Source organism: Pseudomonas entomophila L48 (assembly GCF_000026105.1).
Taxonomy (GTDB): Bacteria; Pseudomonadota; Gammaproteobacteria; order Pseudomonadales; family Pseudomonadaceae; genus Aquipseudomonas; species Aquipseudomonas entomophila.
This window is the reverse complement of the sequence record NC_008027.1, coordinates 3,425,745-3,450,153: the sequence shown is the minus strand read 5'-3', so window position 1 is coordinate 3,450,153 and position 24,409 is coordinate 3,425,745. Positions and strand designations below refer to the sequence as shown.

Here is a 24,409-nt window from a genome sequence, read left to right as displayed (position 1 = left end):
GAGCTGCGGGAGTACATCGATAGGACGAGGAGCGGGTGGGACAATTTAGCGTGGCGCGGGGCCTTCAGAGTTCGCGCACGATGCGCACGCCGAGCCAGTCGCCGGGGCGGCCGGGGATCATCGCGTTGCGGTTGCCGGAGCGCGAGAAGATCGGCGCCTCGCCCCAGTCGTTGCCACGGATCTGCACCACCTTGCAGCTGTCCGCGGCGCGGCTGGCCTGGCCCCAGGCGCTGCCGTCGGCGGGGGCGCCGACGTAGTTGTCGTGCAGGCAGTCGGCCACCCACTCGTAGACATTGCCATGCATGTCATAGACACCGAAGGCGTTAGGCGGGTAGCTACCCACGGGGGCGGTGTAGCTGTAGCCGTCCTTGGGGCCGTAGACGTTGGCGTGGCGGCTGATCTCCAACTCGGCGTCCGGGTCCTTCGGGAAGGGGAACATGCCGGTGCTGCCGCCGCGCGCGGCGTACTCGCGCTCGGCCTCGCTGACCATGCGGTAGGTTTTGCCGGTTTTCTTCGACAACCAGGCCACATAGTCCTGCACATCGAAGTAGGTCATGCATACCGCAGGCTGGCGCGGGCCCTGCTTGTAGCTGGGCTTGCTGGCGGTGCAGCGGCGTCCGGGGCGCTCGTCGCCGTCAGCGATTTTCGCGCCGGAGGCCTTCAGGTAGGCATCCCACTCTTCGGCGGTGACCTGGAAGCGGCTGATGGCGAACGGCTTGGCGAAGGTCACCTGGTGTAGCGGGCCTTCGTCGTCCTGACGGCCCTGTTCGTCCTCGGGGGTGCCCATCATGAAGCTGCCGGCTGGCAGCACGACCATTTCCGGGCAGGCTTTGTCGCAATCGCGGAACACGCTGCCGGGCTTGTCGCCGGCGCTCGCGGCAAGGCTCGGCAGGCTGCAGGCGGCCAGCAGCGCGGCCAGGGTCAGGCGGTGCAGGGAAGGGATCATGGGGTTGCCTTGTTCAGAGTTTCTGGGTGATCAGGCGCATGACCCGATCGATTTGCTGTTCATCGTTGAGCAGGCTGGGGGCCAGGCGAATCACCGGGCCGACGTCGCGGTACACGGCATCGCTCATCACCTTGTTCTGCACCAGGTGGGCCGCGATCGCATCCGGGTTCTTGCCGGGAATCCGGAAGAAGGTGAAGCCAGCCGAGAACTCGGGGCTGCGGGGTGTCACCACTTCGATCTGGCGATGCTCGGCGAGGCGGTCCTTGAGCAGGCTGTTGAGCTGATGGATGCGCGCCTGGACATCGGCCTTGCCCAGTTGCAGGTGCAGTTTGAAGGCCTCGCCCAGCGACCAGCGGTACTCGAAGGCGTGGTAGCCGCCCGGGGTCATGATGGTGGCGAAGTCTTCTTCCTGGGAGAAAGAGGCAACGCTGGGGGTGAGGTTGTCCATGGTGGTGGACGCTGCGCAGATGATGCCGGTGCCGCGTGGGCCGAACAGCCACTTGTGGCCGCCGGCGATGAAGTAGTCGCAGTTGAAGTCGGCGAAGCGTGCGTTCTCCACGCCGAAGCCGTGCACGCCGTCGACCACGTAGAGGATGCGGTCGGCTTCGCTGCGCTCGTGGTTGTGCTTGCGCACCAGTTCGCCGATCTCGCCCACCGGCAGCTTGGCGCCGCTGCTCGAGTGCACCCAGGTCATGCCCAGCACGCGGGTTTCGGGGCGGATGTTCTGGTCGATGGTGCTGAGGATCTGGTCGGTCGAGATTTCCCAGGGCTTGTCGAACAGGCGGATCTTGCGTACCTGGGTGCCCTGGCGACGGTTGCGGAATTCAAGGGTCTTGTGGGTGGAGTAGTGCTCGTGGACGGTGGTCAGGATCTCCTGGTCGGGCCTGACCTGCAGGCCGCCATAGATCAGCGCCAGCCCCTCAGTGGTGCTGCCGGTCAGGGCGATCTGCCGGGGGCCGACTTCCAGGTAGCGTGCCGCCCAGTCCCGCACTTCACCTTCACGCTTCCACTCGTACTGGCTTTCCCAATCCATCAGCGCGGCGGGGTTGCGGTCGAGGTCGGCGCGGTGGCGGTCGATGGCTGCCTGCACCGGGCGGGGGTGGGCGGTGACCAGGAAGTTGGCGAAGTGCGCCACCTCGGGGTCGAGGGGGAACAGCGCCCGCAGGTTGCGCCATTTGTCCGGGCCATCCAGCGGGGTGGCGGCGGGCGTGGCCGCCAGGGCGCCAGGCAACATGGGCAGGGTGGCGGCGACCAGGCCGGCCTGCTTGAGGAAGGTGCGACGGTTGTTCATGCAGGGCGGGCCTTGTTCAGCGAGTGGTGGCGACGGGATGGCCGGCTTTCTGCACCTGGTCCCAGATGCGCAGGAAGTTGCCGGCCCAGAGCTTGGCGATGTCCGTCTCGCTGTAGCCGCGGGTGAGCAGTTCGGCGGTGACGTTGCGGATCTCGCTGACATCCTTCCAGCCCACCAGGCCGCCGCCTTCGTTGAAGTCGGAGCTGATGCCGACATGGTCGATGCCGACCTTCTTCACCGTGTAGTCGATAGCGTCGACGTAGGCCTTCAGCGTTGCCTTGGGCTCTTCGTCGAGGATGCCGTACAGGCTGCTGGCGTATTCGCCGAAACGTTTCTCGGGCCAGATGGTGATCGCCGGGTCGCCTGGCATCAGGGCGTAGTTCAGGTCCTGCAGCGGCCCCAGGTCGAAGCGCGCGCGCAGGGCGTCGAGCTTGTCCAGGGTCGGCTTGCCCAGGGGCTTGAGGTAGCCGCTGAAGCCGACCACCTGGATCAGGCCGCCGCTGTCCTTGATCAGCTTCATCTCCTTGTCGCCGAGGTTGCGGCGGATGTCCACCAGCCCGCGCGGCGCCGAGTGCGAGGCGACGATCGGCGCACGGCTCAGGCGCGCCACGTCTTCCAGGGCCAGGGTCGACATCTGCGAGACGTCGATGATCACCCCCAGGTCGTTGAGCCGGGCCACGGCTTTCTCGCCGGTCGGCGACAGCCCGCCGAGGGCGTCGGCGGTGTCGTTGAAGAACGGCATCGGCCGCGAGGAGTCGGCCCAGTCGTTGTTGCCGATGTAGCTGAAGCCAAACATGCGCATGCCGCGCTTGGCCCACAGGTCGAGCTGCGACAGGTCGTCGCCCAGCGGGTAGGCGTTGAGCAGGCTGACGAACACGGCGAACTTGCCTTCGCCGTTGAGGCGGCGGAAGTCGTCGGGGGTATAGGCGATGCCGACCTGGTTGGGGAAGTCGCGCACCATGTTGGCGATGATCTGATAGCGCGTTTCCTGCTGGTGACGGGCCTCGTCGACAAAGCCCGGGGTGGGCTTGTGCGGGGCGTTGGGGCCGTTCCACATCTCCGGCCAGGCGAGGATGGTCAGCGCCGCGCCCGACAGGCGCCCCTTGCCGGCCTTGGCCAGGTCGAACGGGTGCGGGCCGTCCTTGTCCACCTCCTGGCCGTGGGCGCCGAAGGTCAGCGGCACGGTGATATGGCCGTCGAACGAGAGCATGTGCTCGTGCATGCCCTTGGCCTGCTCGACGATCTTCAGCGGGTAGCCGGCGTTCTGGCCTTGCCAGTAGAAATAGCCGGCGGCGCTGCCCAGGGCGACCGCCAGGGCCAGGGGCAGGCCGATGTACAGGGCTTTGCGGGAACGGGTCTTGGTCATTGCCATCTCGTTGCAGGGCTGATCGGATCGGCCTGCCGCCAGGGGCAGGGCTCGGGTATCAGGTGGACGAATGGCGGCGGGGCAAATTTATCGCTGGGCGGTCATCAAGTTCCGCGCGCTGCGGCCGATAGCGAGGGCATCGAAAGGACCCACCGAAGAGGATCAGGGACATGGTAGGTATCACTGGTATGAGCATCAACAGCGCGACGCCGCTAACCACCGGCCTGCAAGTGGCCGAGCAGGTCCGCGCCGCCGAGGCGGACAACACTGACAAGACCGAGGAAAGTGGCAAGGCGGGCGATGGCGTAAAAGCCGAAGGCGCGCCTGGCCAGGCCGAAGCCGCGGGGCAAGAGCCGAGCGAGCCGGCGCACATCGAGCAATTGCGCGAGATGATCAAGCAGTTGCAAAAGCAAATGGCCGAAGAGCAGAAACAGCTGGCCATGCTCATGGCGCGGAAAATGGACGAGACCACCAAGCTGCCAATGGTCATCGCCAAGCAGGCCAGTATCGCCACCCTCAGCGGGCAGATCCAGGCGGCCACCGCGCAGTTGCTCAAGGCGTTGACCGAGTCCGGTGGCAACAGTGCCGGCGGGATGGTCAGCACCCAGGCCTGAAAGGGCAGGTAAACTTTGTAGGAGCGGCTTCAGCCGCGATCACCCGCGAAGCGGGTGCCAGGTACCGCGTTGCCTGCATCGCGGCTGAAGCCGCTCCTACAGAGGTCGCCCAGACAAGTGAACAGACGCCCCGCTTCGTGCGGGGCGTCGTCGTTTTCAGTCCTGGGCCACGCGCGCCCGGCCCTGGCGCTCGCTCTTGTACTGCATGGCCACCGCCGGTGCCGGCTTGGTGCTGCCGGTTTCCAGCCACTGGCGCATGCGGCTGGCGTCGGCGAAGTGGGTGTACTTGCCGTAGGCATCGAGGATGACCATGGCCACCGGGCGGTTGTCCATCCTGGTCAGCAGCACCAGGCAGTGACCCGCCTCGTTGGTGAAGCCGGTCTTGGTCAGCTTGATGTCCCAGTTGCTCTTGTTCACCAGGTGGTCGGTGTTACGGAAGCCCAGCGTGTAGTTGGGCTTGCGGAACGCCACGGTCTTCTCGCGGGTGGTCGACAGCTCGCTCAGCATCGGGTACTTGCGCGAGGCCATCAGCAGCTTGGCCAGGTCCTGGGCGGTGGAAACGTTGAGCGTGGACAGGCCGGTGGGTTCGACATAGCGGGTGTGGCTCATGCCAAGGCTGCGCGCCTTGGCGTTCATCGCCTTGATGAACGCACCGTAACCGCCGGGGTAGTGGTTGGCCAGCGAGTTCGCCGCGCGGTTTTCCGACGACATCAGGGTGATCAGCAACGTTTCGCGGCGGTTCAGCTCACTGCCCAGCCGCACCCGCGAATACACGCCTTTCATCTCGGGGTTGTTGGCGATGGTCATGCTGAGCATTTCGTCCATGGGCAGCTTGGCGTCGAGCACGACCATCGCGGTCATCAGCTTGGTGACCGAGGCGATGGGGCGCACGCGATCGGCGTGGCTGGAATACAGCTCCTGGTTGGTGTTGAGGTCGATCAACAGGGCGCTGCCAGAGGCCAGGTGCAGCTTGCTTGGATCGCGTTGCATCTGGGCCGGGGGTTGTGCAGCAGCGGTCGACGGGAGGGTCGCGGTTCCTGTGAGCAACAGCAGCAGGCTGAGGATGGACAGGGAAGTTTTCACGTTGAGGCTCACTAAATGTTGGTATGTCGTTGGCTGTGCAAGGGTTTCCCCCAGAAAACCGCTGCATTTTGGAGTATGGTTCAGCGGCTGTCGAATGCCTTATATCCAAAGGGCGCAAGGTGAACGAAATTTAATCCGACTGCATTTTTCAACGATGCCATCTGCTAGTGTTCGACGCTTTCACAGTCACAGGACGACGTGTGCCATGACCACCCATTTCGAGTTCACGCTGGATGCCACGCCCGAGCAGCGCGATGCCATTCTCGCGCCGCTGCGCGCCTACAACCTCGCTCAGGTCGGTGACCCGCAGTTGCAGACCTTTGCCTGGTCGTTGCGTGACACGGCGGATGGCGCAGTCATTGGCGGCCTGTACGGCAGGATCGCCGCAGGTTGGATGTTCATCGAGCTGCTCAGCGTGCCAGAGGCGATGCGCGGCAAGGGCCATGGGCGCCAACTGATGGAACAGGCCGAGGCGCTGGCGCGGGAACGCGGGTGCATTGGCATCTGGCTGGATACCTTCAGTTTCCAGGCACCCGAGTTCTATCGCCGGTTAGGGTTCGTGGTCTTCGGCGAGATCAACGACTATCCACCGGGGCACAGCCGCTACTTTCTGCAGAAGCGCCTTTAATATCGCAGGCAAAAAAAAGCCCGCCGGGAGAGCGGGCCAGAAGAGGCGTAGGGAGCAACGCACAACAACAAATCCGGGTCAGGCGATGAAGCTTGAATCGTGCAGCCGGTCGGCCAGGGCCTGCGCCGAGGAACGCGTGGTCAGCGGGCCGCTGATGGCCTCGCCGTTGCGCATCAGGTACCAGCAGGCCAGCAGGCCCTGCTGGCGCAGGTTGTTCGGGACGGCGCTACCGACGACGGACATGATCTGGATAGGGGCCATGGGGTATCTCCTGTAAACATGGCCCTACCTTACGCAGACGCCTTCGGGGTTTGAAATCAATGTCCTCGATAGTGGTCATTGCTTTTATCAACTATGCCGCTCACCAGCGCGGTGGCCCGTAGTACACCGGTGGCGGGCCGTAGTAGCGGCGATAGACCGGTGGTGGCGGGGCGGGTACGTAGCGTTCCACGACATAGGGTTGGTAATAGACCGGCGGTGGCGGCGGTGGCGCCTGCACATAGACGGGCGCAGGTGCGTAGACCGGCTGCTGCTGCACGTACACGGTGCGGTCATGGCCGCCGGAAATCGCCGCGCCGACCACTACGCCCGCCACTGCCGCGCCGAGCACCGGGCCCGGGCCATACCAGCCGCCACCATGGGCGGACGCCTGCCCGCTGATGGCCAGCGCGCCGACCAGCAGGGCGATTCCGGGGATGAAACGGTTCATGGCCAATCCTCGCAAGACAACCCCAGGCTCGGGGCTTGACTACTATGACTCCGGTAACTGTCAAGTGCTCGCAGGGGGATGGTAAAGGTTGTGTAAGGGGCGACCGGTGGTCGTGTCTGGTACGCTGGCGCAATCGTTTCAGTCGACACGCGGAGAAGCAGGCCATGAGCACACCACCGAGCAGGGATACCGTCCTGTGCATTTCCCTGGCCGGGCGCCCGGGCACGTTCGGCGTACGCTTTCACAACCACCTCTACCAGCAGTTGGGCCTGGACTACTACTACAAGGCCATGACCACCCAGGATCTGCCGGCCGCGGTGGCGGGTATCCGTGCCCTGGGTATCCGCGGGTGTGGGGTGTCGATGCCGTACAAGGAGGCCTGCATGGCCCTGGTGGACGAGATCGACCCGTCCGCGGCGGCCATTGCGTCGGTGAACACCTTGGTCAACACCCAGGGGCACCTGAAGGCCTACAACACCGACTACCTGGCGGTGCGCCAATTGCTGGCGCTACATCGGGTCGACCCGGGCACCGCCTTTGCCCTGCGCGGCAGTGGCGGCATGGCCAAGGCCGTGGCCAGCGCGCTGCGCGATGCGGGTTTTCGCGACGGGATCATCGTGGCGCGCAATGAGCCGGCCGGGCGACAGTTGGCGCAGGCTTGTGGTTACCGCTGGTTGCCGGAGCTGGGTGAGCAATGCCCGTCGATGCTGGTCAATGTCACCCCGATCGGTATGGCGGGCGGCGCGGAGGCCGATCAGCTGGCGTTTAGCGAAACCGCGATCGCGGCGGCCGAGCGGGTATTCGATGTGGTTGCCATGCCGGCGCGCACGCCGTTGATCCAGTACGCCGAGGCGTTGGGCAAACCCGTGATCACCGGGCTGGAGGTCATTGCCTTGCAGGCGCTGGAGCAGTTCGTGCTGTACACCGGGGTGCGGCCCAGTGACGAGCAGGTCGCGGCGGCGGTGGCGTTTGCCAGGCAGGCGTGATCGCGTTGACTTCGCTTTTTCCTGTAGGAGCGGGTTTACCCGCGATCACCCGCGAAGCGGGTGCCACCCATCGTGGTGTTTGCTTCGCGGCTAAAGCCGCTCCTACAGGGGGTGGGTTGATTCCCGCTGTCAGAAGGTGTCATGCCCCTCGTCCAGCCGCTGATCCACCAGCGCCCGGCCATGGGCCAGGGATACGTGCTGGGCGTTGTCCAGGTCGGAGAAGAACTTCATCGGCATCGACAGGCGCCGGCTGGTGTGGCCTTGCGGGTCGGTGATCAGGCACCCGGCGGCATAGGGCAGGGGCGAGTCGGGGTGGGGCATCACGCTGGCGGTGATGATGTGCTTGCGGTATTCACAGTGGAGGGTTTGCATCGTCCTGACCTCGCTGTGGCGTGGAAGAAGCGTCTCCTTCATATACCACAGCAAGGGGGCGGGGGTTCCCCGCCCGACGAGCGTGACAGCTGAAGGTCAGTCCTTCAGGTCGGTCGGCTGGATCACCTCGACCCAGTAGCCGTCCGGGTCCTTGACGAAGGCCAGGTGCTTCATGCGACCGTCGCTCAGGCGCTTCTGGAAGGGCACGTCCAGCGCCTCGAAGCGTTCGCAGGCGATGCGTACGTCCGGCACCGAGATGCAGATGTGGCCGAAACCGCGTGGGTCGGTGTTGCCGTTATGGTAGGCGAACTCAGTGTCGTTTTCGGTGCCGTGGTTGTGGGTCAGCTCGAGCACGCCAGGGATCGACTTCATCCACTGGTGGCGCGCGGCGTCATCCTCGGGGATATCCTTCTTGTCGACCAGGGCCAGGAAGTACAGGCTGAAGGCCGCTTCCGGGAAGTCGCGCTTGTCCACCAGGCTGAAGCCCAGCACGCGGGTGTAGAAGTCCAGGGACTTCTGGATATCCTTGACCCGCAGCATGGTGTGGTTGAAAACGAAGTTGGCGGTGGCGCTGTCCGGCTGGGCGGTGACGCCGGGCAGTTGTTGCAGGTCGTGCAGGCTCATGGGTACTCCAGGATCGAGGCCTAAAACAGATGGGCCATGATACGGCAGTCCGCCGGCAGCGCAAACGAAAGCGCCCTGCACGGTGGCAGGGCGCTGGAATTAGAGGCCCGCATGTGCGGGCGCGTGATGGGGTCGCTAGTCCTTTAGCTGGTTCGATACTGCACCCGCATAAGTGAAAAAAGTGTGAAGGGGGCGTTGAAGTTTCATCAGCGCACCCAGCTTTCCACCGTCTGCGCGCCGTACTGTTCCTTCCACGCTTTCAGCCCACGGTGATTGCCGCCCTTGGTCTCGATCAGCTCACCGGTGTGCGGGTTCTCGTAGACCTTTACCACCCGTGGGCGGCGTTGCTGTTTGACGGGGGTTGACGGGGCCTTGCTCGCGCCTTTCGGGTCGAGGATCGCGATGATGTCGCGCAGGCTCTTGTCATAGCTCTTCATCAGGCCGACTAGTTTCTGCTCGAATTCGATTTCGCGTTTGAGGCCGGCATCCTTTTTCAGCGCTTCCAATTGTGCCATCTGTTCCTGAAGCGCTTTTTCGGCAGCACGAAACTCTGCAAGTCTGGACACTGTCATCACTCCTGTTAAGTCTGCCGTGGCATGACGTGACGAACATGAACATTGTATTGAACGTTGGCCACGTGGTAGGGGACTGCTGTTCGCTGATGTCGAGTGTAGTAGTGGCTGGCGAGCTGGTAAACAGCAAACTTTCAATCAATTAGCCGGGAACTTTGCCGGTTTCTCGCACGTTATTCGAAAATGCCTGTGCGGGCTTCGTTCGAGCGTTCTAGACCATGGTCCAATGGCGCGCCCTAGAGGCGTTGGCGCAAAATCCAAGATGATGGTCGAAGTCTGTTTGGCCTTCCCGTAGTGCCGATGCAGGTGACTGCTCGGATTGTTTTCTGCCCTTCTTTTGGATGTTCCCTCGCATGTTTGCCCCGTTCCCCCTCGCCCCCGGGCGCCGAGTTGCCGGCCTGTTCTTCCTGTTTGCCGGTGTCAACGCCCAGGCCGCCGGTTTCATTGAAGACAGCAGTGCCAAGGTCGAAGCCCGCAATGTCTATTTCAACCGGGATTTCCGTGACGGCCACAGCAGTTCCAGCCAGGGCGCGTCAAAGCGTGAGGAGTGGGCGCAGGGGTTCATCCTCAATGTCCAGTCCGGTTATACCCAGGGTCCGGTAGGTTTCGGCGTGGATGCGCTGGGGATGCTCGGTTACAAGTTGGATTCGAGCCCGGCCGACAGTAACAGCGGTTTATTGCCGTCCTCCGGCCACAACCCGCGTCATTCCGTCGACCAGTACGCCAAGATGGGGATCGCCGGCAAGGTGAAGTATTCGCAGACCGTGTTCAAGTACGGTTCGATGATGCCCGATGTGCCACTGCTCAAGTACAACGACGGCCGCCTGCTGCCCACCATGTTCCACGGTGCCTGGTTGACGTCCGAGGAAGTGCGCGACCTGAAGTTCACCCTGGCGCGCCTGAACCAGTACACCGCGCGGGACTCCACCGACCGCCAGGATATTCGCGTTCATTGCAAGAACAAGCGCTATGCCTGTGACATCGAGGCCGACCACTTCGACCTCGCCGGTGTCGACTATCGCTTCAACGACCGTGTCAGCGCCCAGTACCAGGTGTCGAAGCTGGAGAACATCTATCGCCAGCACTTCCTCGGCCTGGTCGCCAGCCAGCCGCTGGACGTTGGCACCTTGTCGGCCGACCTGCGGGTGATCAAGAGCGACGACATCGGCAATGCCCGCGCCGGACATATCGACCACCGTGCATTCAGCGGCATGCTGGGTTACAGCCTGGGTGGGCACAAGATCAGCGCCGGCTGGCAGCGCATGTTCGGCGACAGCGCCATGCCGTACCTCGACGGCACCAACCCGTACCTGGTCAACTACGCCCAGGTCAACGACTTCGCCGCCGCCCAGGAGCGCTCCTGGCAACTGCGCTATGACTATGACTTCAAGGCCCTTGGTGTGCCTGGCCTGAGCTTCTTCACCCGCTACATCAACGGCGACCACATCAAGGTCCCGGGCAGCCTGGCCGAAGGCAAGGAATGGGAGCGCGACAGCGAGCTCAAGTACCAGGTGCAGAGCGGCACGTTCAAGGATGTCAGCGTGCGCCTGCGCAACTCCACCTACCGCAGCAACTACGAGAAGTGGGCGCGTGACATGGACGAGACCCGGGTCATCGTCAGCTATAACTTCTCGATCTTCTGAAGCTGGCGCCTGCTTTGCCAAAAACCGGTGGCCGGCCGACAATGGCCACCGACAACCAGGCAGGGCAGGCGATGAAACAGCTTCTACTGATCGGCATCGGGCCGGGCGACCCACGCCAGATCACCTTCGAGGCCGTCGAGGCGTTGCGGCGCGCGACGGTGTTCTTCGTGCTCGACAAGGGCGCCGACAAGGACGCCTTGCTGCAACTGCGCAAGGCCATCCTCGAGCGCTACCTGCCCGAGGGGGGCTATCGCCTGGTGCAGGTCGAAGATCCCCGGCGTGACGGGCAGGCCGCCGACTATGTCGGCGCGGTGCAGGATTGGCACGCCGAGCGCGCGGCACTGTATGCCCGCCTGATCGACGACGAGTTGGGCGCCGATGACGTCGGCGCCTTTTTGCTCTGGGGCGAACCCGGGCTTTACGACAGCACCCTGCGCATCCTCGACCTGGTCCGCCAGCGTGGCGTGGCGCTCACCCTGGAAGTCATCCCCGGTATCAGCAGCGTGCAGGCCCTGGCGGCCCGGCACCAGATCCCCCTCAACCGTATCGGCGAGCCGTTGACCGTGCTGCCAGGAAGACGCCTGGGCGAACTGGCGCGGGTCGACAATGTGGTGGTGATGCTCGACGGGGCATGTGCGTTTGCCGCGCTGGAGGATCCGCAGTTGGTGATCTACTGGGGCGCCTACCTGGGCACGGCGGACGAGGTGCTGGTGGCGGGGCCCTTGCTGGCGGTCAAGGCGCGCATCCTCGAGCTGCGCGAGGCGGCGCGGCGGCGCAAGGGCTGGATCATGGATACTTACCTGTTGCGGCGGGAGCTGTGAGCGGCCTGTGGGAGGTGTTTTGTCGGCACTGGCCCATTCGCCGGCAAAGCCGGCTCCTACAAGTGCGCTGGTGATCTCGTGGCCGGCGGCGTACCTGTAGGAGCCGGCTTTGCCGGCGAACAGGGCAGGCGCAGACGGTTCAAACGGTATCCAAAATCGCCACCACCTTGTCCCGCAACTGGTCAATGCTGAACGGCTTGCCGATCAGGTGCATACCCTCGGGCACCTCGACGCTCTCGGCATAGCCACTGGCGAACAGTACCGGCAGCAACGGCCGGACCTGGCGCGCCTTGCCGGCCAATTCTTCGCCGCGCATGTCCGGCAGCCCGACATCGGTCATCAGCAACGCCAGGGGCTGGCCGGGGTCTTCGAGGATCTTCAAGGCGGCGGCGGCGCAATCCGCCTCGATGGCCTTGTAGCCCAGCTCGTCGAGCACTTCGACTATCAGCATGCGGACGATGTCGTCGTCTTCGACTACCAGAAGGTGCATGGCGCGGGTCCTGTTTCGATGGGTTGTCTCTACTCTGTGCCCACGGCAACGGCAGAAGTTCCCAAGCTTACCGACCTGCGTAATGAGATGGAACGATTGGCGCACTGCGCCTTCAAATACTGGCTAAATGCCCTGCCAGATCCGCCAAAGCTGGTTAGACTCGCTGTATCAACCCGGTCGGTGTAGCGCAGGGCAAGCCATACATGACGTCGCCGCCACACTGTTCAATGGACTTTTCTCGCTCGGGCACACTCACATGATTCAAGCAGCCTCGATGGACCAACGCAGCTTCCGCAAGCTGTTGAGCCGCAACGTCGGCCTGCCCCTGGGCGTGGGGCTTCTGGGCGCCGTGGCCTTTGTCGCGGTGATCAGCTACCTGCTCTCGGCCATGCAATGGGTCGAGCACACCGACCGGGTGATCGGCAATGCCAATGAAACGGTCAAGCTGTCGATCGACATGGAAACCGGCATGCGCGGCTACCTGTTGTCGGGCGAGGAGCGCTTCCTCGATCCCTACGAGGTGGCCAAGCCACGCATTTTTGGCAGCCTTGAAAGCCTGAAAGCCATGGTGGCGGACAATCCCCAGCAAGTTGATCGGATCGATCGTATCGTCGCCTTGCAGCGTGAATGGAACACGTTCGGTGGCGAAATGATCAGCCTGCGCCGCAGCCAGGGTGACTACCAGGGGTTGATCGGCCGCGGCCGCGGCAAGCGCATCACCGACGAGATCCGCAAGGAATTCGACGCCTTCATCGGCACCGAGCAGCAGTTGCGCATGGCCCGCAACGAGAAGGTCAGCAGCGTCACGGTGACCGCGATCTCGGCCTTCGTGCTGTTCATCGTCGCGCTCAGTGCCTTGCTTGCGTACCTGGGGCGGCGTGACCTGCTGGCGCTGTCTTCCAGTTATGTCGAAAACCTGCAAGGCCAGCAACGCGCCGCCGAGCGCCTTGAACACCAGGCTTGGCTGCGCGCCGGCCAGACCCAACTGGCCGAACAGGTGCTTGGCCAGCTCACCCTGCCGATGCTCGGCGACAACATCCTGCGCTTCTTTGCCACCTACCTCGGCAGCGTGGTGGGCGCCGTGTATGTGCGTGACGAGCACGGCAAGCTGGTGCGGGTGGCCTGTTATGGCCTGGACGCCGAGCAGCAGGCCCGCGAACAGGTGCTGGGCGATCACGCCGGCCTGCTGGCCCAGGCCCTGCGCCAGGGGCGCCTGCTGCGCCTGGACGACCTGCCCGAGGATTACTACCGGCTGAGCTCCGGCCTGGGCAGCGGCTTGCCACGCAGTGGCGTGCTGATGCCGGCCATCGACGACGGGCAGACCAATGGCGTGCTGGAACTGGGCTTCCTGCGCCCGCTGCAGGAGCGCGACCTGGAGTTTCTGGAGCGCATCGGCGGCAACCTCGGTATCTCCATCGAAAGCGCCCGCTATCGCCAGCGCCTGCAGGAAGTGCTGGCCGAGACGCAGCAGCTCAACGAAGAACTGCAGGTCCAGCAGGAAGAGCTCAAGACCGCCAACGAGGAGCTGGAAGAACAGTCCCGCGTGCTCAAGGAATCCCAGGCCCATCTGGAGACGCAACAGGCGGAACTGGAGCAGACCAATGAGCAATTGGCCGAGCGCACCGAGGCCCTGGACCGCAAGAACAACGAGCTGAATCAGGCCCAGGTCGAACTGCAGGCCCGCGCTGACGACCTTCAGCGTTCGAGCAAGTACAAGTCCGAATTCCTCGCCAACATGTCCCACGAGCTGCGCACGCCGCTCAACAGCTCGCTGATCCTGGCCAAGCTGCTGTCGGAGAACGCCGAGGGCAACCTCAGCGACGACCAGGTCAAGTTCGCCGAGTCGATCTACTCGGCCGGCAACGACCTGCTCAACCTGATCAACGACATCCTCGACATCGCCAAGGTCGAGGCCGGCAAGCTCGAGGTGCGCCCCGAGAGCACCTCGCTGGAGCGCCTGGCCGAAGGCCTGCAGGGCATGTTCCAGCCCCTGGCCCAGGACAAGGGCCTGGACTTCGAGGTGCGCCTGGAGGCACCACTGCCGCCGGCAGTGCACACCGACCGCCAGCGCCTGGAGCAGGTGCTGAAGAACCTGCTGTCCAACGCCATCAAGTTCACCGAGCACGGCAAGGTGAGCCTGGGCATCAGCCACCAGGCTGGCCTGGGCATCGTCTTCGCCGTGCGCGACACCGGCATCGGCATCGCCGCCGACCAGCAGCAGGCGATCTTCGGCGCCTTCCACCAGGTCGACGGCACCAGCAACCGCAAATACGGCGGCACCGGCCTGGGCCTGTCGATCTCCCGCGACCTGGCACACCTGCTGGGTGGTCAGATCAGCGTCGACAGCAGCCCGGGGCAGGGCAGCGTGTTCAGCCTGATCCTGCCGGTGCATTTCGAGCCGAGCGTGGAGCACAGCAACGAAGTCCACAGCCTGCGCTCGACCGTCGATGCGCTGCCGCCGGCGCCTTCGGCCCCGGCCCCGGCCAAGAGCGAGCGCCCGGCCCCGGCCTTCGCCGACGACCGTGCGCGCGCGCCGTTCGGCAACCGCTGCATCCTGGTGATCGAGGACGAGCCGAACTTTGCCCGCATCCTCTACGACCTGGCCCACGAGCTGGGCTACAGCTGCCTGGTGGCCCAGGCCGCCGACGAAGGCTTCGAGCTGGCCGCCCAGTACATGCCCGACGCGATCCTGCTGGACATGCGCCTGCCCGACCATTCCGGGCTCACGGTGCTGCAGCGCCTCAAGGAGCAGGCCAGCACCCGGCATATCCCGGTGCACATCATCTCGGTGGAAGACCGCGTCGAGGCGGCCATGCACATGGGCGCGGTGGGCTATGCGGTCAAGCCCACCAGCCGCGAGGAACTCAAGGCGGTGTTCGCCCGCCTGGAGGCCAAGCTCACGCAGAAGCTCAAGCACATCCTGCTGGTGGAGGACGATGACCTGCAACGCGACAGCATCGCCCGCCTGATCGGCGACGACGATATCGAGATCACCGCCGTGGCCATGGCCCAGGACGCCCTGGCGCTGCTGCGCGAGAACATCTACGACTGCATGATCATCGACCTCAAGCTGCCCGACATGCTCGGCAACGAGCTGCTCAAGCGCATGACCGCCGAGGACATCCGCAGCTTCCCGCCGGTGATCGTCTACACCGGGCGCAACCTCACCCGCGAGGAAGAGGCCGACCTGCTCAAGTACTCACGCTCGATCATCATCAAGGGCGCGCGCTCGCCGGAGCGCCTGCTCGACGAAGTCACCCTGTTCCTGCACAAGGTCGAGTCGCAGTTGTCCAACGAGCGCCAGCGCATGCTCAAGACCGCGCGCAGCCGTGACAAAGTGTTCGAGGGGCGCAAGATCCTGCTGGTGGACGACGACGTGCGCAATATCTTTGCCCTCACCAGCGCCCTGGAGCACAAGGGCGCGATCGTCGAGATTGGCCGAAACGGCCGCGAGGCGCTGGAATGCCTGGAGGCCAACGACGACATCGACCTGGTGCTGATGGACGTGATGATGCCGGAGATGGACGGCTACGAGGCCACCCGGCTGATCCGCCAGCAGCCACGCTGGCGCAAGCTGCCGATCATCGCCGTGACCGCCAAGGCGATGAAGGATGACCAGCAGCGTTGCCTGCAGGCTGGCGCCAACGACTACCTGGCCAAGCCGATCGACCTGGACCGCCTGTTCTCGCTGATCCGGGTCTGGCTGCCGCAATTGGAGCGAATCTGAAATCTTGACCAGTGAACGCAACACCGATATCGAGATCCGGCTGCTGATCGAGGCGATCTACCTCAAGTACAGCTACGATTTTCGCGATTACTCCGGCGCTTCGATCAAGCGCCGGATCCTCCACGCCTTGAGCCAGTTCGACTGCCGCACGGTGTCGGCGCTGCAGGAACGGGTGCTGCACGACCCGGGCATGTTCATGGAGCTGCTGCAGTACCTGACGATTCCGGTCAGCGAGATGTTCCGCGACCCGGGGCACTTCCTCGCCCTGCGTGAAGAAGTGGTGCCGCTGCTGCGCACCTGGCCGTCGCTGAAGCTCTGGATCGCAGGATGCAGCACGGGCGAGGAGGTGTACTCCATGGCCATCCTGTTGCGCGAGGAAGGGCTGCTGGAGCGCACGATCATCTACGCCACCGACATCAATCCGCACTCGCTGGAGCGCGCCAAGCAGGGTATCTACTCGATGCAGAGCATGCACGAGTACGCACAGAACTACCGCAAGGCGGGTGGGCGCCGCGACTTCTCCGAGTACTACACCGCCGCCTATGGCAACGCCATCATGGACGGCAGCCTGCGCGAAAATGTGACCTTCGCCGATCACAGCCTGGCCACCGACAGCGTGTTTTCCGAGACGCAGTTGGTGTCGTGCCGCAATGTGCTGATCTACTTCAACAAAGGTCTGCAGGACCGCGCCCTCGGGCTGTTCCACGACTCGCTGTGCCACCGTGGCTTCCTGGTGCTGGGCAGCAAGGAGTCGGTGGATTTCTCCGCCTACAGCGAACGCTTCGAGCCGCTGGTGCGGCCCGAACGGATTTACCGCAAGTCATGACCGGCATACGCGCGGTGGTCATCGGTGCCTCGGCGGGCGGCGTGACGGCGCTGTTCAGCGTGCTGGGTGCGTTGCCGGACAGCTTCACCATCCCGGTACTGTGCGTGCTGCACTTGCCGGACGACCGCCACAGCCAGTTGGCGGACGTGCTGCAGCGGCGCCTGCGCCGACCAGTGCGAGAGGCCGTCGACAAGGCTTGCATCGAGGCAGGTTTCATCTATGTGGCCGGGCCGGGCTATCACTTGTCGGTGGAGCGTGATTTCACCCTGTCGCTCAGCCAGGAGGAGCCGGTGCATTTCTCGCGACCGGCGATCGACTACCTGTTCGAGTCGGCGGCGGACGCCTACGGCCCGGGCCTGCTCGGCGTGCTGCTCACCGGGGCCAACGAAGATGGTGCCCGGGGGCTGTTGCGCATCCGACAAAGCGGTGGCCGGACCGTGGTCCAGGACCCCCGCGACGCACAGGTCGCGCTGATGCCGGAGGCCGCACTGGCCCTGCAGCAGCCCGACCATCTACTTCCCCTGAGTGGTATCGGGCAGTTGCTCGCTACCCTGGAACCCAGCGCATGCTAAGCCATATCACCGCGAAACTGCTGATCGTCGACGACCTGCCGGAGAACCTGCTGGCCCTCGACGCCCTGATTCAGGGCGCGGACCGCGAGGTGCACCAGGCCCAGTCCGCGGAGCAGGCGTTGTCGCTGCTGCTCGAGCACGAATTCGCCCTGGCCATCCTCGACGTGCAGATGCCGGGCATGAACGGCTTCGAGCTGGCCGAGCTGATGCGCGGCATGGAAAAGACCCGCAGCATCCCCATCGTTTTCGTCAGCGCCGCCGGGCGTGAGATGAACTACGCCTTCAAGGGCTACGAGAGCGGGGCGGTGGACTTCCTGCACAAGCCCCTGGACACCCTGGCGGTGAAGAGCAAGGTTTCGGTGTTCGTCGACCTGTTCCGCCAGCGCAAGGCCCTTGACCGCCAGCTCCAGGCGCTGGAGCGCAGCCGTGAGGAGCAGGCGCAGTTGCTGGCGCAGTTGCAGGTGGCGCGGGGTGAGCTGGAGCGGGCGGTGCGCATGCGCGATGACTTCATGTCGATCGTCTCCCACGAAGTGCGTACACCGCTCAATGGCCTGATTCTTGAAACCCAATTGCGGCGCATGCACCTTGCCCGGGGCAACCTGGGGGCGTTCAGCGAGGAGAAGCTCGCGGCGATGGTCGAGCGCGACGAGCGGCAGATCAACAGCCTGATCCGGTTGGTCGAGGACATGCTCGACGTGTCGCGGATCCGCACCGGCAAGCTGTCGATCCGGCCCAAGGCTTTCGATCTTGGGCAACTGGTGCAGGGGTTGGTCGAGAATTTCGCCGCGCAGGCAGGGGCCCTGGAGACGCATATCGAACTGGAGCGATGCCAGGCTTTGCAGGGGGAGTGGGACGAGTTCCGTATCGAGCAGGTGCTCGCCAACCTGCTGTCCAATGCCTTGCGCTATGGCGAGCGCAAGCCGGTGCGGGTGCGGGTGTACGAAGAGGGCGCGATGGCCTGTGTGCAAGTGCAGGATGCGGGCATTGGCATCAGTGCGCAGCATCAGCAGCGGATCTTCCAGCAGTTCGAGCGGGTGGCGGCGCAGCAGGCCACGGGCGGGCTGGGGCTGGGGCTGTATATCTCCGAGCAGATCGTGCTGGCCCATGGCGGGCGGATCCAGGTCGATAGCGAGGAGGGGCAGGGGGCCACGTTCAGTGTCTATCTGCCGCTGCCGACGGTGCAGTGCCAAAGCGACCAGACGCAGGCAACCTCTGCGTAGGGTTGGGGTCTGATAGCTATCGTGCTGAATTCGAAGGCGTTGTCATGAGTGAAGATGCGCAAGACGTGGTGCTGGTGGTCGAGGATGAGCCGGCGATTCGCATGATCCTGCGCGATTATCTGGCGGGCGAGGGGTATCACGTGCTGGTGGCCGAGGATGGCGAGCAGGCGTTCGAGATCCTGGCGAGCAAGCCGCACCTGGATTTGATGGTGACTGATTTTCGGTTGCCTGGGGGGATATCGGGGGTCGAGATTGCCGAGCCGGCGGTGAGGTTGAGGCCTGATTTGAAGGTGATTTTTATCAGTGGGTATCCGGCGGAGATTCTTGAGTCGGGGAGCCCGATTGCGCGGCGGGCGCCGATTTTGGCCAAGCCGTTTGATCTGGATACGTTGCGGGAGGAGATTCAGGGGTTGTTGCGTTAGGGCGTGTTTTTGTGAATTGTGGTGTTGGTTAGTTGGTTTTTGAATTGTGGACATATCCATTTGCTATGTAGACGCTGATTCACCTTTCCGCCCTTACGGCGGGTTACTTTGGTCTTGGCCAAAGTAACCAAAGCCGCTCGCTCCATCATACGGCCCTACGCTGCGCTCCGGGTCCCTTCGCTCCGGCGCCTTCCGGGCCCGCGCGGCCTACGACTTGCTGCGCAAGTCTACATCTCGCGCCTTCGGCTAACGCCGAAGGGTGCTGCGCACCTGGCCCTCCATACGCCTGCGCTCAGCCTCCTGAAGTCGCGAAGTTACGGGCGGCGCCTGGGCTGGCGCAGCTGTCGCTAGCTGCTAATTCGTGGCCTGGAGCACGCATTCGCCGGCAAAGCCGGCTCCTACCGAATGGTGTACGCCGCACCATTGTAGGAGCCGGCTTTGCCGGCGAACCAATCGCACAAACGACACGTTCATCACGGCATTACATAGCTATAAAACTTTCCGCTCTTTGCTCTTTGCTCTTTGCTCTTTGCTCTTTGCTCTTTGCTCTTTGCTCTTTGCTCTTTGCTCTTTGCTCTTTGCTTCTGCGAGCGCGCAGCGCCTCGCCCGGCTTTTGATCTTGATGCGCGATAGTTCAGGCGCCGCCCATTGCGACTTCAGGAGGCCGAGCGGAGTTCTTGCGTAGTGGGGCGACGGCCATGGATGGCCGTCGAGCGCTGCGCCCCAGGATGGGGCGTTCAGCGCGGTACCCACGGGAGCAAGAACGGAGCGAGGGAACCCCGGAGCGAAGCGCAGGGGCCGGATGATGGAGCAGGCGGTTTTGCCTACTTTGGCCAAGACCAAAGTAGGCCGCCGTAAGGGCGGAAAGGTGAGTCTGCGTCTACATAGCAAACGGATATGCTCACAAACCTTCAAACCCACACTCTGAAAGCCGAAGCCGAAGCCGAAGCCGAAGCCGAAGCCGAAGCCGAAGCCGAAGCCGAAGCCGAAGCCGAAGCCGAAGCCGAAGCCGAAGCCGAAGCCGAAGCCGAAGCCGAAGCCGAAGCCGAAGCCGAAGCCGAAGCCGAAGCCGAAGCCTACCCCAACGTCCGCTCCACAGCCCCCACCACCAGACTCTCCATCAACCCAACCCCTTCAGCCTCGCCCAACCCTTTGCCCCGCAACATCCCAGGCAACTGGTTCAGCAACGTCGCCAGCACATGCCCGGTCGCCACCAACGCATCCCCGGCCAACCGCGCCTGTGGCGCAATCAACCGCAGCAACCCGGCTTCATAGCGCTCCCGCAACCCGACCAACCGCGCCTGCTGCACCTCGCTCAAGCAGCAGAAATCCCGCTCCGCCAGGCGAAACTGCAACGGCCGCTCCCCATGCAACTGCCAGTGCGCGCTGATCAGGCAGCCCAGCACCGGCTTGCCCCGCGCCAGCGCCCGCCGCCCCTGGTCGAGGGTCGCCTGCAATTCCTCGTAAAGCTCCTCGATCAGGTCGTACAGCAAATCCTGCTTGCTCGGGAAATGGTGGTACAGCGACCCCGCGGTCAAGCCCACGTGCGCCGCCAGCTCACGCATGCTGACCTGGCCGAAGCCTTTTTCGGCGAACAATGCCATCGCCTTGTCACGCCGCTCCTCAAAGTTGGCGCAGCGCATCGCCGCATTGACCGGGGGCATAGCGTACGCGCCTCAGTAGGTGAAGAAGCCGCGGCCGCTCTTGCGCCCGAGGTAGCCGGCCGCAACCATCTCCTTGAGCAGCGGGGCGGGGCGGTACTTGCTGTCGTTGAAGCCCTCATGGAAGGCCTCCATGATCGCCAACAGGGTGTCCAGGCCCACCAGGTCGGCCAGGGCCAGCGGGCCGATCGGCTGGTTGCAGCCCAGGCGCATGCCGGTGTCGATGTCCTCGGCACTGGCCAAGCCTTCCTGGCGCACGAAAATCGCCTCGTTGATCATCGGCACCAGGATGCGGTTGACCACGAAGCCCGGGCGGTTGCCCGCGGTGATCGGGCTCTTGCCGAGCTTTTCGGTGACCAGCAGCGCCTGCGCGTAGGTGGCGTCGCTGGTCTGCAGGCCACGGATGATCTCCACCAGCGCCATCATCGGCACCGGGTTGAAGAAGTGCACGCCGATGAACCGCTCCGGGTGCTCGATGCTCGCCGCCAGCTGGGTGACCGACAGCGACGAGGTGTTGGTGGCGATCAGGCACTCGGCACTGACATTGCTTGCTACCTGCTGGAGAATCCGTTGCTTGAGCTGCAGGTTCTCGGTGGCCGCCTCGATCACCAGCTGCGCGCCGGCGAGCTGGGCGTAGTCGGTGCTGGTGCGGATGCGCGCCTTGGCTGCCGCGGCCTTGTCAGCGTCGACGGTACCCTTGCTGACCTGGCGCTCGAGGTTCTTGCCGAGGGTGGCCACGCCACGCTCCAGCGCGGCGTCGGAAACGTCCACCAGCAGTACTTGGTAGCCCGCCAGCGCGCACACCTGGGCGATGCCGTTGCCCATGGTCCCGGCGCCAATCACGGCGATCTGTTCAATGCTCACGTTGCTGGCTCCTGTCACACACGTTCGAAGACGATGGCGATGCCTTGGCCGCCACCGATGCACATGGTGGCCAGGGCGTAGCGGCCCTGGACACGCTGCAGTTCATGGATCGCCTTGGTGGCGATGATCGCGCCGGTGGCGCCCACCGGGTGGCCCAGGGAGATGCCCGAGCCGTTGGGGTTGACCTTCTCCGGGTCGAAGCCCAGGGCACGGGACACGGCGCAGGCCTGGGAGGCGAAGGCCTCGTTCGATTCGATCACGTCGAGGTCGGACACCTTCAGGCCAGCCTTCTGCAGCACCTTCTGGGTGGCCGGGATCGGGCCCAGGCCCATCAGCTCGGGCTCCACGCCCGCATGGGCATAGGCCACCAGGCGCGCCAGGGGCTTGAGGCCCAGGCGGCGCACGGCGTCGCCAGTGGCCAGTACCAGGCCGGCGGCACCGTCGTTGATGCTGCTGGCATTGCCGGCGGTGACGCTGCCGTCCTTCTTGAACACCGGCTTCATGCCGGCCAGTTGCTCGGCGGTGACATCGCCGCGCACGTTCTCGTCGACGGCGAACTGCACGGGGCCTTTGCGGGTCTTGATCTCGATTGGCACGATCTGCCCGGCGAAACGGCCCTCGGCGATGGCGCGGGCGGCGCGGCGCTGGCTGGTCAGCGCGACTTCGTCCTGCATCTCGCGGGTGATGCCTTCACTGGCGGCGACGTTTTCGGCGGTGATGCCCATGTGGAAGTGCTCGAACGGGTCCTGCAGCACGCCAACCAGGTAGTCGACGCCTTGCAGGTCGCCCATGCGCGCGCCCCAGCGGGCTTGGGGCAGCAGGTACGGGCTGCGGCTCATGTTCTCGGCGCCGGCGGCCAGGGCAATGTCGCTGTCGCCCAGCAGCAGGCCCTGGGCGGCCGAGACGATGGCCTGCAGGCCCGAACCGCACAGGCGGTTGACGTTGAAGGCCGGGACTTCCTTGGGCACCCCGGCGTTCATCGAGGCAACCCGGCCCAGGTAGGCGTCGCGGGGCTCGGTGGGGATCACGGTGCCCATCACCACATGGCCGATCTGTTCGGCAGTCAGGCCCGAACGCTCGATGGCGGCGCGGCTGACCTGGGTGGCGAGGTCGGCCAGGGGCAGGTCCTTGAGCGAGCCGCCGAAGCTGCCGATGGCCGAACGTACCGCGCTGACGACGTAGATTTCTGTGCTGCTCATGCTGGCTCCGTGTGCGAAGGCGTGGCGGGGCGGGGGCGGCTCTGCGAGAATGGCGGCCCAGAACCCCGGGGTGGATCGAGTCTAGGCAAAGGCCTTCAGGCGGCCTATGCCGGATCTGTTCAGTCAACCTGGTATTTTTTGCCACTCAGCATAGACAGCGGATGCCTGCCATGCGCGATAGCGACACGGTCGCGGTGTACTTCCTCAATGCCATGGTCCATGCCCTGCGCGACCGCCCGCAGGCGCGCGACGCCCACCTGCGGGCGGTTGGCATCGACCCGGCGGTGCTGGCGCAGCCCCAGGCGCGGGTGCCGGCCAAGGCCTTCGCCCAGCTATGGCTGGCGCTGATCGACGAGTTGCATGACGAATTCTTCCGCCTCGACAGCCACGGCATGCCCCTGGGCAGCTTCGCCCTGATCTGCCGCGGACTGATCCAGGAACCGAACCTGGAGAAAGCCCTGCGCCAATGCCTGGGCAATTTCGCCCTGTTCCTGCGCGACGTGCACGGCACACTGACGGTGCGGGGCGCGCGCGCCGTGATCAATGTGCACTCGAGCATCGACGACCCACTGACGCGTATCTACGCCGAGGAGACCTTCCTGGTGCTGGTGGTGGGTCTGTTGTGCTGGCTGGCCGGGCGGCGTATCGCCATCGACCGCACCGAGCTCGCCTTGGCCCGGCCGGCCCAGGACGACGATGCCTTGCTGTGGGGGCCGGACCTGCGCCTGGGCAGTGGCCGCACCGAGGTGGAGTTCGACAGCGCCTGGCTGCGCCTGCCGGTGATGCAGGACCTGGCGGCCTTGAAGACCTTCCTGCGCAGTGCGCCGCAGGGGTTGGTGATCCGTTTTCGCAACCAGAATGGCCTGGTCGCCGAGGTGTATCGCCATCTGCGCGCCCGGCATTACGGGCAGTGGCCGACCCTCGACGCCATGGCCGAACGGCAAAGGCTCAGCGCCAGCAGCTTTCGCCGCCAGCTGGAAAGGGAAGGGCGCTCGTACCAGCAGATCAAGGACGAGGTGCGTCGGGCCATGGCCTTCGAGCTGCTGCGCGAAGGCTGCCTGAGCATTGCCGAGATTGCCGAGCAGACCGGGTTCCAGGAGCCCAGCGCGTTTCACCGGGCGTTCAAGAAGTGGACCGGGCAAAGCCCGGGGAGCTACAGGGCGAAGCTCAAACCGAATTGAACCGTTTCTGTTGTAGGAGCGGCTTTAGCCGCGATGCGGTGCCTGGCACCCGCTTTGCGGGTGATCGCGGCTGAAGCCGCTCCTACGGAGGTCGCACCCGATCAACGGGGCACGATCAGGCCGGGACCATCGCAAAGCCCACGCCAAAGCGGTTCCAGGCGTTGATGGTGGCGATGGCCAGGGTCAGGTTGGCCACTTCCTTGGGCTCGAAGTGCTCCAGCAGCGCTTCATATTCAGGCTGCGGCGCGCCACGCTCGGGCAGGCGGGTCAGGCTTTCCAGCCAAGCCAGCGCGGCACGCTCGCGTGGGGTGAAGTAGCGGGTTTCCCGCCACACGCTCAGGGTTTGCAGGCGGGCTTCGGTTTCACCGGCCTTGCGCGCATCGTTGGCATGCAGGTTGACGCAGTAGGCGCAACCGTTGATCTGCGAGGCGCGCAGGCGCACCAGTTCAAGCAGCGAGTGTTCCAGGCCCGAGTTGATCAGCGCCTGTTCGAGGCCGACCATGGCTTTGTAGGCTTCAGGGGCGTGCTTGGCCCATTCGATACGGTCGTGCATGGTGTTTCTCCAAGTGAGTGGGGATGGCGCTACCTTAGC

Annotated in this window: 25 protein-coding genes; 11 read left to right on the top strand and 14 right to left on the bottom strand. The window is 64.5% G+C overall.

Annotation, left to right across the window (positions count from 1 at the left end; translation table 11 throughout):
* Positions 1 to 64: 64 nt before the first annotated feature.
* The 3 genes from pvdO to pvdM are packed head-to-tail and all read right to left on the bottom strand — an operon-like array spanning position 65 to position 3,603.
* Positions 65 to 946 (bottom strand): dihydropyoverdine dehydrogenase, encoded by an 882-nt coding sequence (gene pvdO, locus PSEEN_RS14890; RefSeq protein WP_011534368.1) that lies wholly within the window; start codon positions 944 to 946, stop codon positions 65 to 67.
* A 13-nt stretch (positions 947 to 959) separates the two neighbouring features.
* The gene (pvdN, locus tag PSEEN_RS14885; RefSeq protein WP_011534367.1) at positions 960 to 2,237 is read right to left on the bottom strand and encodes a pyoverdine-tailoring periplasmic protein PvdN; all 1,278 of its coding nucleotides are present in this window, start codon (positions 2,235 to 2,237) and stop codon (positions 960 to 962) included.
* Between the two features lie 16 nt (positions 2,238 to 2,253).
* Positions 2,254 to 3,603 carry a pyoverdine-tailoring dipeptidase-like protein PvdM gene (gene pvdM / locus PSEEN_RS14880; protein ID WP_011534366.1) on the bottom strand — a complete coding sequence of 450 codons (1,350 nt, stop codon included), beginning with the start codon at positions 3,601 to 3,603 and terminating at the stop codon, positions 2,254 to 2,256.
* Positions 3,604 to 3,773: 170 nt separating this feature from the next.
* On the opposite strand from pvdM, the gene PSEEN_RS14875 reads away from it, so the two are divergent.
* Positions 3,774 to 4,217 carry a hypothetical protein gene (locus tag PSEEN_RS14875; protein ID WP_011534365.1) on the top strand — a complete coding sequence of 148 codons (444 nt, stop codon included), beginning with the start codon at positions 3,774 to 3,776 and terminating at the stop codon, positions 4,215 to 4,217.
* Positions 4,218 to 4,373: 156 nt separating this feature from the next.
* On the opposite strand, the gene pbpG is transcribed toward PSEEN_RS14875, so the two are convergent.
* The gene (gene pbpG, locus PSEEN_RS14870; protein WP_011534364.1) at positions 4,374 to 5,300 is read right to left on the bottom strand and encodes a D-alanyl-D-alanine endopeptidase; all 927 of its coding nucleotides are present in this window, start codon (positions 5,298 to 5,300) and stop codon (positions 4,374 to 4,376) included.
* Between the two features lie 205 nt (positions 5,301 to 5,505).
* Between pbpG and PSEEN_RS14865 the strand changes: the two genes are divergently transcribed.
* On the top strand, positions 5,506 to 5,928 hold the full coding sequence (locus PSEEN_RS14865) for a GNAT family N-acetyltransferase (protein ID WP_011534363.1): 423 nt from the start codon (positions 5,506 to 5,508) through the stop codon (positions 5,926 to 5,928).
* Positions 5,929 to 6,006: 78 nt separating this feature from the next.
* Here the strand turns inward: PSEEN_RS14865 and PSEEN_RS14860 are convergent, their stop codons facing one another.
* Positions 6,007 to 6,189 (bottom strand): hypothetical protein, encoded by a 183-nt coding sequence (locus tag PSEEN_RS14860; protein ID WP_011534362.1) that lies wholly within the window; start codon positions 6,187 to 6,189, stop codon positions 6,007 to 6,009.
* Positions 6,190 to 6,289: 100 nt separating this feature from the next.
* Positions 6,290 to 6,637, bottom strand: coding sequence for a hypothetical protein (locus PSEEN_RS14855; protein ID WP_044488202.1), 348 nt, complete (start codon positions 6,635 to 6,637; stop codon positions 6,290 to 6,292).
* A gap of 164 nt (positions 6,638 to 6,801) precedes the next feature.
* On the opposite strand from PSEEN_RS14855, the gene PSEEN_RS14850 reads away from it, so the two are divergent.
* Entirely contained in the window at positions 6,802 to 7,623 is an 822-nt protein-coding gene (locus PSEEN_RS14850) for a shikimate 5-dehydrogenase (protein ID WP_011534360.1), read from the top strand.
* Between the two features lie 129 nt (positions 7,624 to 7,752).
* Here the strand turns inward: PSEEN_RS14850 and PSEEN_RS14845 are convergent, their stop codons facing one another.
* The 3 genes from PSEEN_RS14845 to PSEEN_RS14835 form a co-directional block, all read right to left on the bottom strand.
* On the bottom strand, positions 7,753 to 7,995 hold the full coding sequence (locus PSEEN_RS14845) for a hypothetical protein (protein ID WP_011534359.1): 243 nt from the start codon (positions 7,993 to 7,995) through the stop codon (positions 7,753 to 7,755).
* A gap of 96 nt (positions 7,996 to 8,091) precedes the next feature.
* Entirely contained in the window at positions 8,092 to 8,619 is a 528-nt protein-coding gene (gene gloA / locus PSEEN_RS14840) for a lactoylglutathione lyase (RefSeq protein ID WP_011534358.1), read from the bottom strand.
* A 206-nt stretch (positions 8,620 to 8,825) separates the two neighbouring features.
* Entirely contained in the window at positions 8,826 to 9,185 is a 360-nt protein-coding gene (locus PSEEN_RS14835; RefSeq protein ID WP_044488201.1) for a histone-like nucleoid-structuring protein, MvaT/MvaU family, read from the bottom strand.
* Positions 9,186 to 9,544: 359 nt separating this feature from the next.
* Here PSEEN_RS14835 and PSEEN_RS14830 point away from each other — a divergent pair, with 359 nt between their 5' ends.
* Together PSEEN_RS14830 and cobF are read left to right on the top strand one after the other, a co-directional pair.
* Positions 9,545 to 10,834: an OprD family porin gene (locus PSEEN_RS14830; protein WP_011534356.1), complete on the top strand. Its 1,290-nt coding sequence runs from the start codon at positions 9,545 to 9,547 to the stop codon at positions 10,832 to 10,834.
* A gap of 71 nt (positions 10,835 to 10,905) precedes the next feature.
* Positions 10,906 to 11,655: a precorrin-6A synthase (deacetylating) gene (gene cobF, locus PSEEN_RS14825; RefSeq protein ID WP_011534355.1), complete on the top strand. Its 750-nt coding sequence runs from the start codon at positions 10,906 to 10,908 to the stop codon at positions 11,653 to 11,655.
* A 139-nt stretch (positions 11,656 to 11,794) separates the two neighbouring features.
* Here cobF and PSEEN_RS14820 read toward each other — a convergent pair whose 3' ends face one another.
* On the bottom strand, positions 11,795 to 12,145 hold the full coding sequence (locus PSEEN_RS14820) for a response regulator (RefSeq protein WP_011534354.1): 351 nt from the start codon (positions 12,143 to 12,145) through the stop codon (positions 11,795 to 11,797).
* Positions 12,146 to 12,401: 256 nt separating this feature from the next.
* Between PSEEN_RS14820 and PSEEN_RS14815 the strand changes: the two genes are divergently transcribed.
* The 5 genes from PSEEN_RS14815 to PSEEN_RS14795 are packed head-to-tail and all read left to right on the top strand — an operon-like array spanning position 12,402 to position 18,912.
* Positions 12,402 to 15,872 (top strand): response regulator, encoded by a 3,471-nt coding sequence (locus tag PSEEN_RS14815; protein ID WP_011534353.1) that lies wholly within the window; start codon positions 12,402 to 12,404, stop codon positions 15,870 to 15,872.
* A 4-nt stretch (positions 15,873 to 15,876) separates the two neighbouring features.
* Complete coding sequence (locus tag PSEEN_RS14810) at positions 15,877 to 16,698, top strand: CheR family methyltransferase (RefSeq protein ID WP_011534352.1); 822 nt, start codon at positions 15,877 to 15,879, stop codon at positions 16,696 to 16,698.
* Positions 16,695 to 17,270 (top strand): chemotaxis protein CheB, encoded by a 576-nt coding sequence (locus tag PSEEN_RS14805; protein WP_011534351.1) that lies wholly within the window; start codon positions 16,695 to 16,697, stop codon positions 17,268 to 17,270. The genes PSEEN_RS14810 and PSEEN_RS14805 overlap by 4 nt, the downstream gene beginning before the upstream one ends.
* On the top strand, positions 17,264 to 18,490 hold the full coding sequence (locus PSEEN_RS14800; protein ID WP_011534350.1) for a hybrid sensor histidine kinase/response regulator: 1,227 nt from the start codon (positions 17,264 to 17,266) through the stop codon (positions 18,488 to 18,490). Before PSEEN_RS14805 ends, PSEEN_RS14800 begins: the two co-directional genes overlap by 7 nt.
* Before the next feature lie 44 nt (positions 18,491 to 18,534).
* Positions 18,535 to 18,912: a response regulator gene (locus tag PSEEN_RS14795; RefSeq protein WP_011534349.1), complete on the top strand. Its 378-nt coding sequence runs from the start codon at positions 18,535 to 18,537 to the stop codon at positions 18,910 to 18,912.
* A 1,076-nt stretch (positions 18,913 to 19,988) separates the two neighbouring features.
* Here PSEEN_RS14795 and PSEEN_RS14785 read toward each other — a convergent pair.
* Genes PSEEN_RS14785 through PSEEN_RS14775 form a run of 3 tightly spaced genes read right to left on the bottom strand, consistent with a single transcriptional unit; the run spans position 19,989 to position 22,636 of the window.
* Positions 19,989 to 20,576, bottom strand: a complete 588-nt coding sequence (locus tag PSEEN_RS14785; RefSeq protein WP_011534348.1) for a TetR/AcrR family transcriptional regulator — start codon at positions 20,574 to 20,576, stop codon at positions 19,989 to 19,991.
* 12 nt (positions 20,577 to 20,588) lie between these two features.
* Positions 20,589 to 21,437: a 3-hydroxybutyryl-CoA dehydrogenase gene (locus PSEEN_RS14780; protein ID WP_011534347.1), complete on the bottom strand. Its 849-nt coding sequence runs from the start codon at positions 21,435 to 21,437 to the stop codon at positions 20,589 to 20,591.
* 14 nt (positions 21,438 to 21,451) lie between these two features.
* Entirely contained in the window at positions 21,452 to 22,636 is a 1,185-nt protein-coding gene (locus tag PSEEN_RS14775; RefSeq protein WP_011534346.1) for an acetyl-CoA C-acyltransferase family protein, read from the bottom strand.
* A gap of 170 nt (positions 22,637 to 22,806) precedes the next feature.
* Between PSEEN_RS14775 and PSEEN_RS14770 the strand changes: the two genes are divergently transcribed.
* A complete protein-coding gene (locus PSEEN_RS14770) occupies positions 22,807 to 23,817 on the top strand; it encodes an AraC family transcriptional regulator (protein WP_011534345.1) in 1,011 nt (336 codons plus the stop codon).
* A 115-nt stretch (positions 23,818 to 23,932) separates the two neighbouring features.
* On the opposite strand, the gene PSEEN_RS14765 is transcribed toward PSEEN_RS14770, so the two are convergent.
* The gene (locus PSEEN_RS14765) at positions 23,933 to 24,370 is read right to left on the bottom strand and encodes a carboxymuconolactone decarboxylase family protein (protein ID WP_011534344.1); all 438 of its coding nucleotides are present in this window, start codon (positions 24,368 to 24,370) and stop codon (positions 23,933 to 23,935) included.
* Positions 24,371 to 24,409 lie beyond the last annotated feature (39 nt).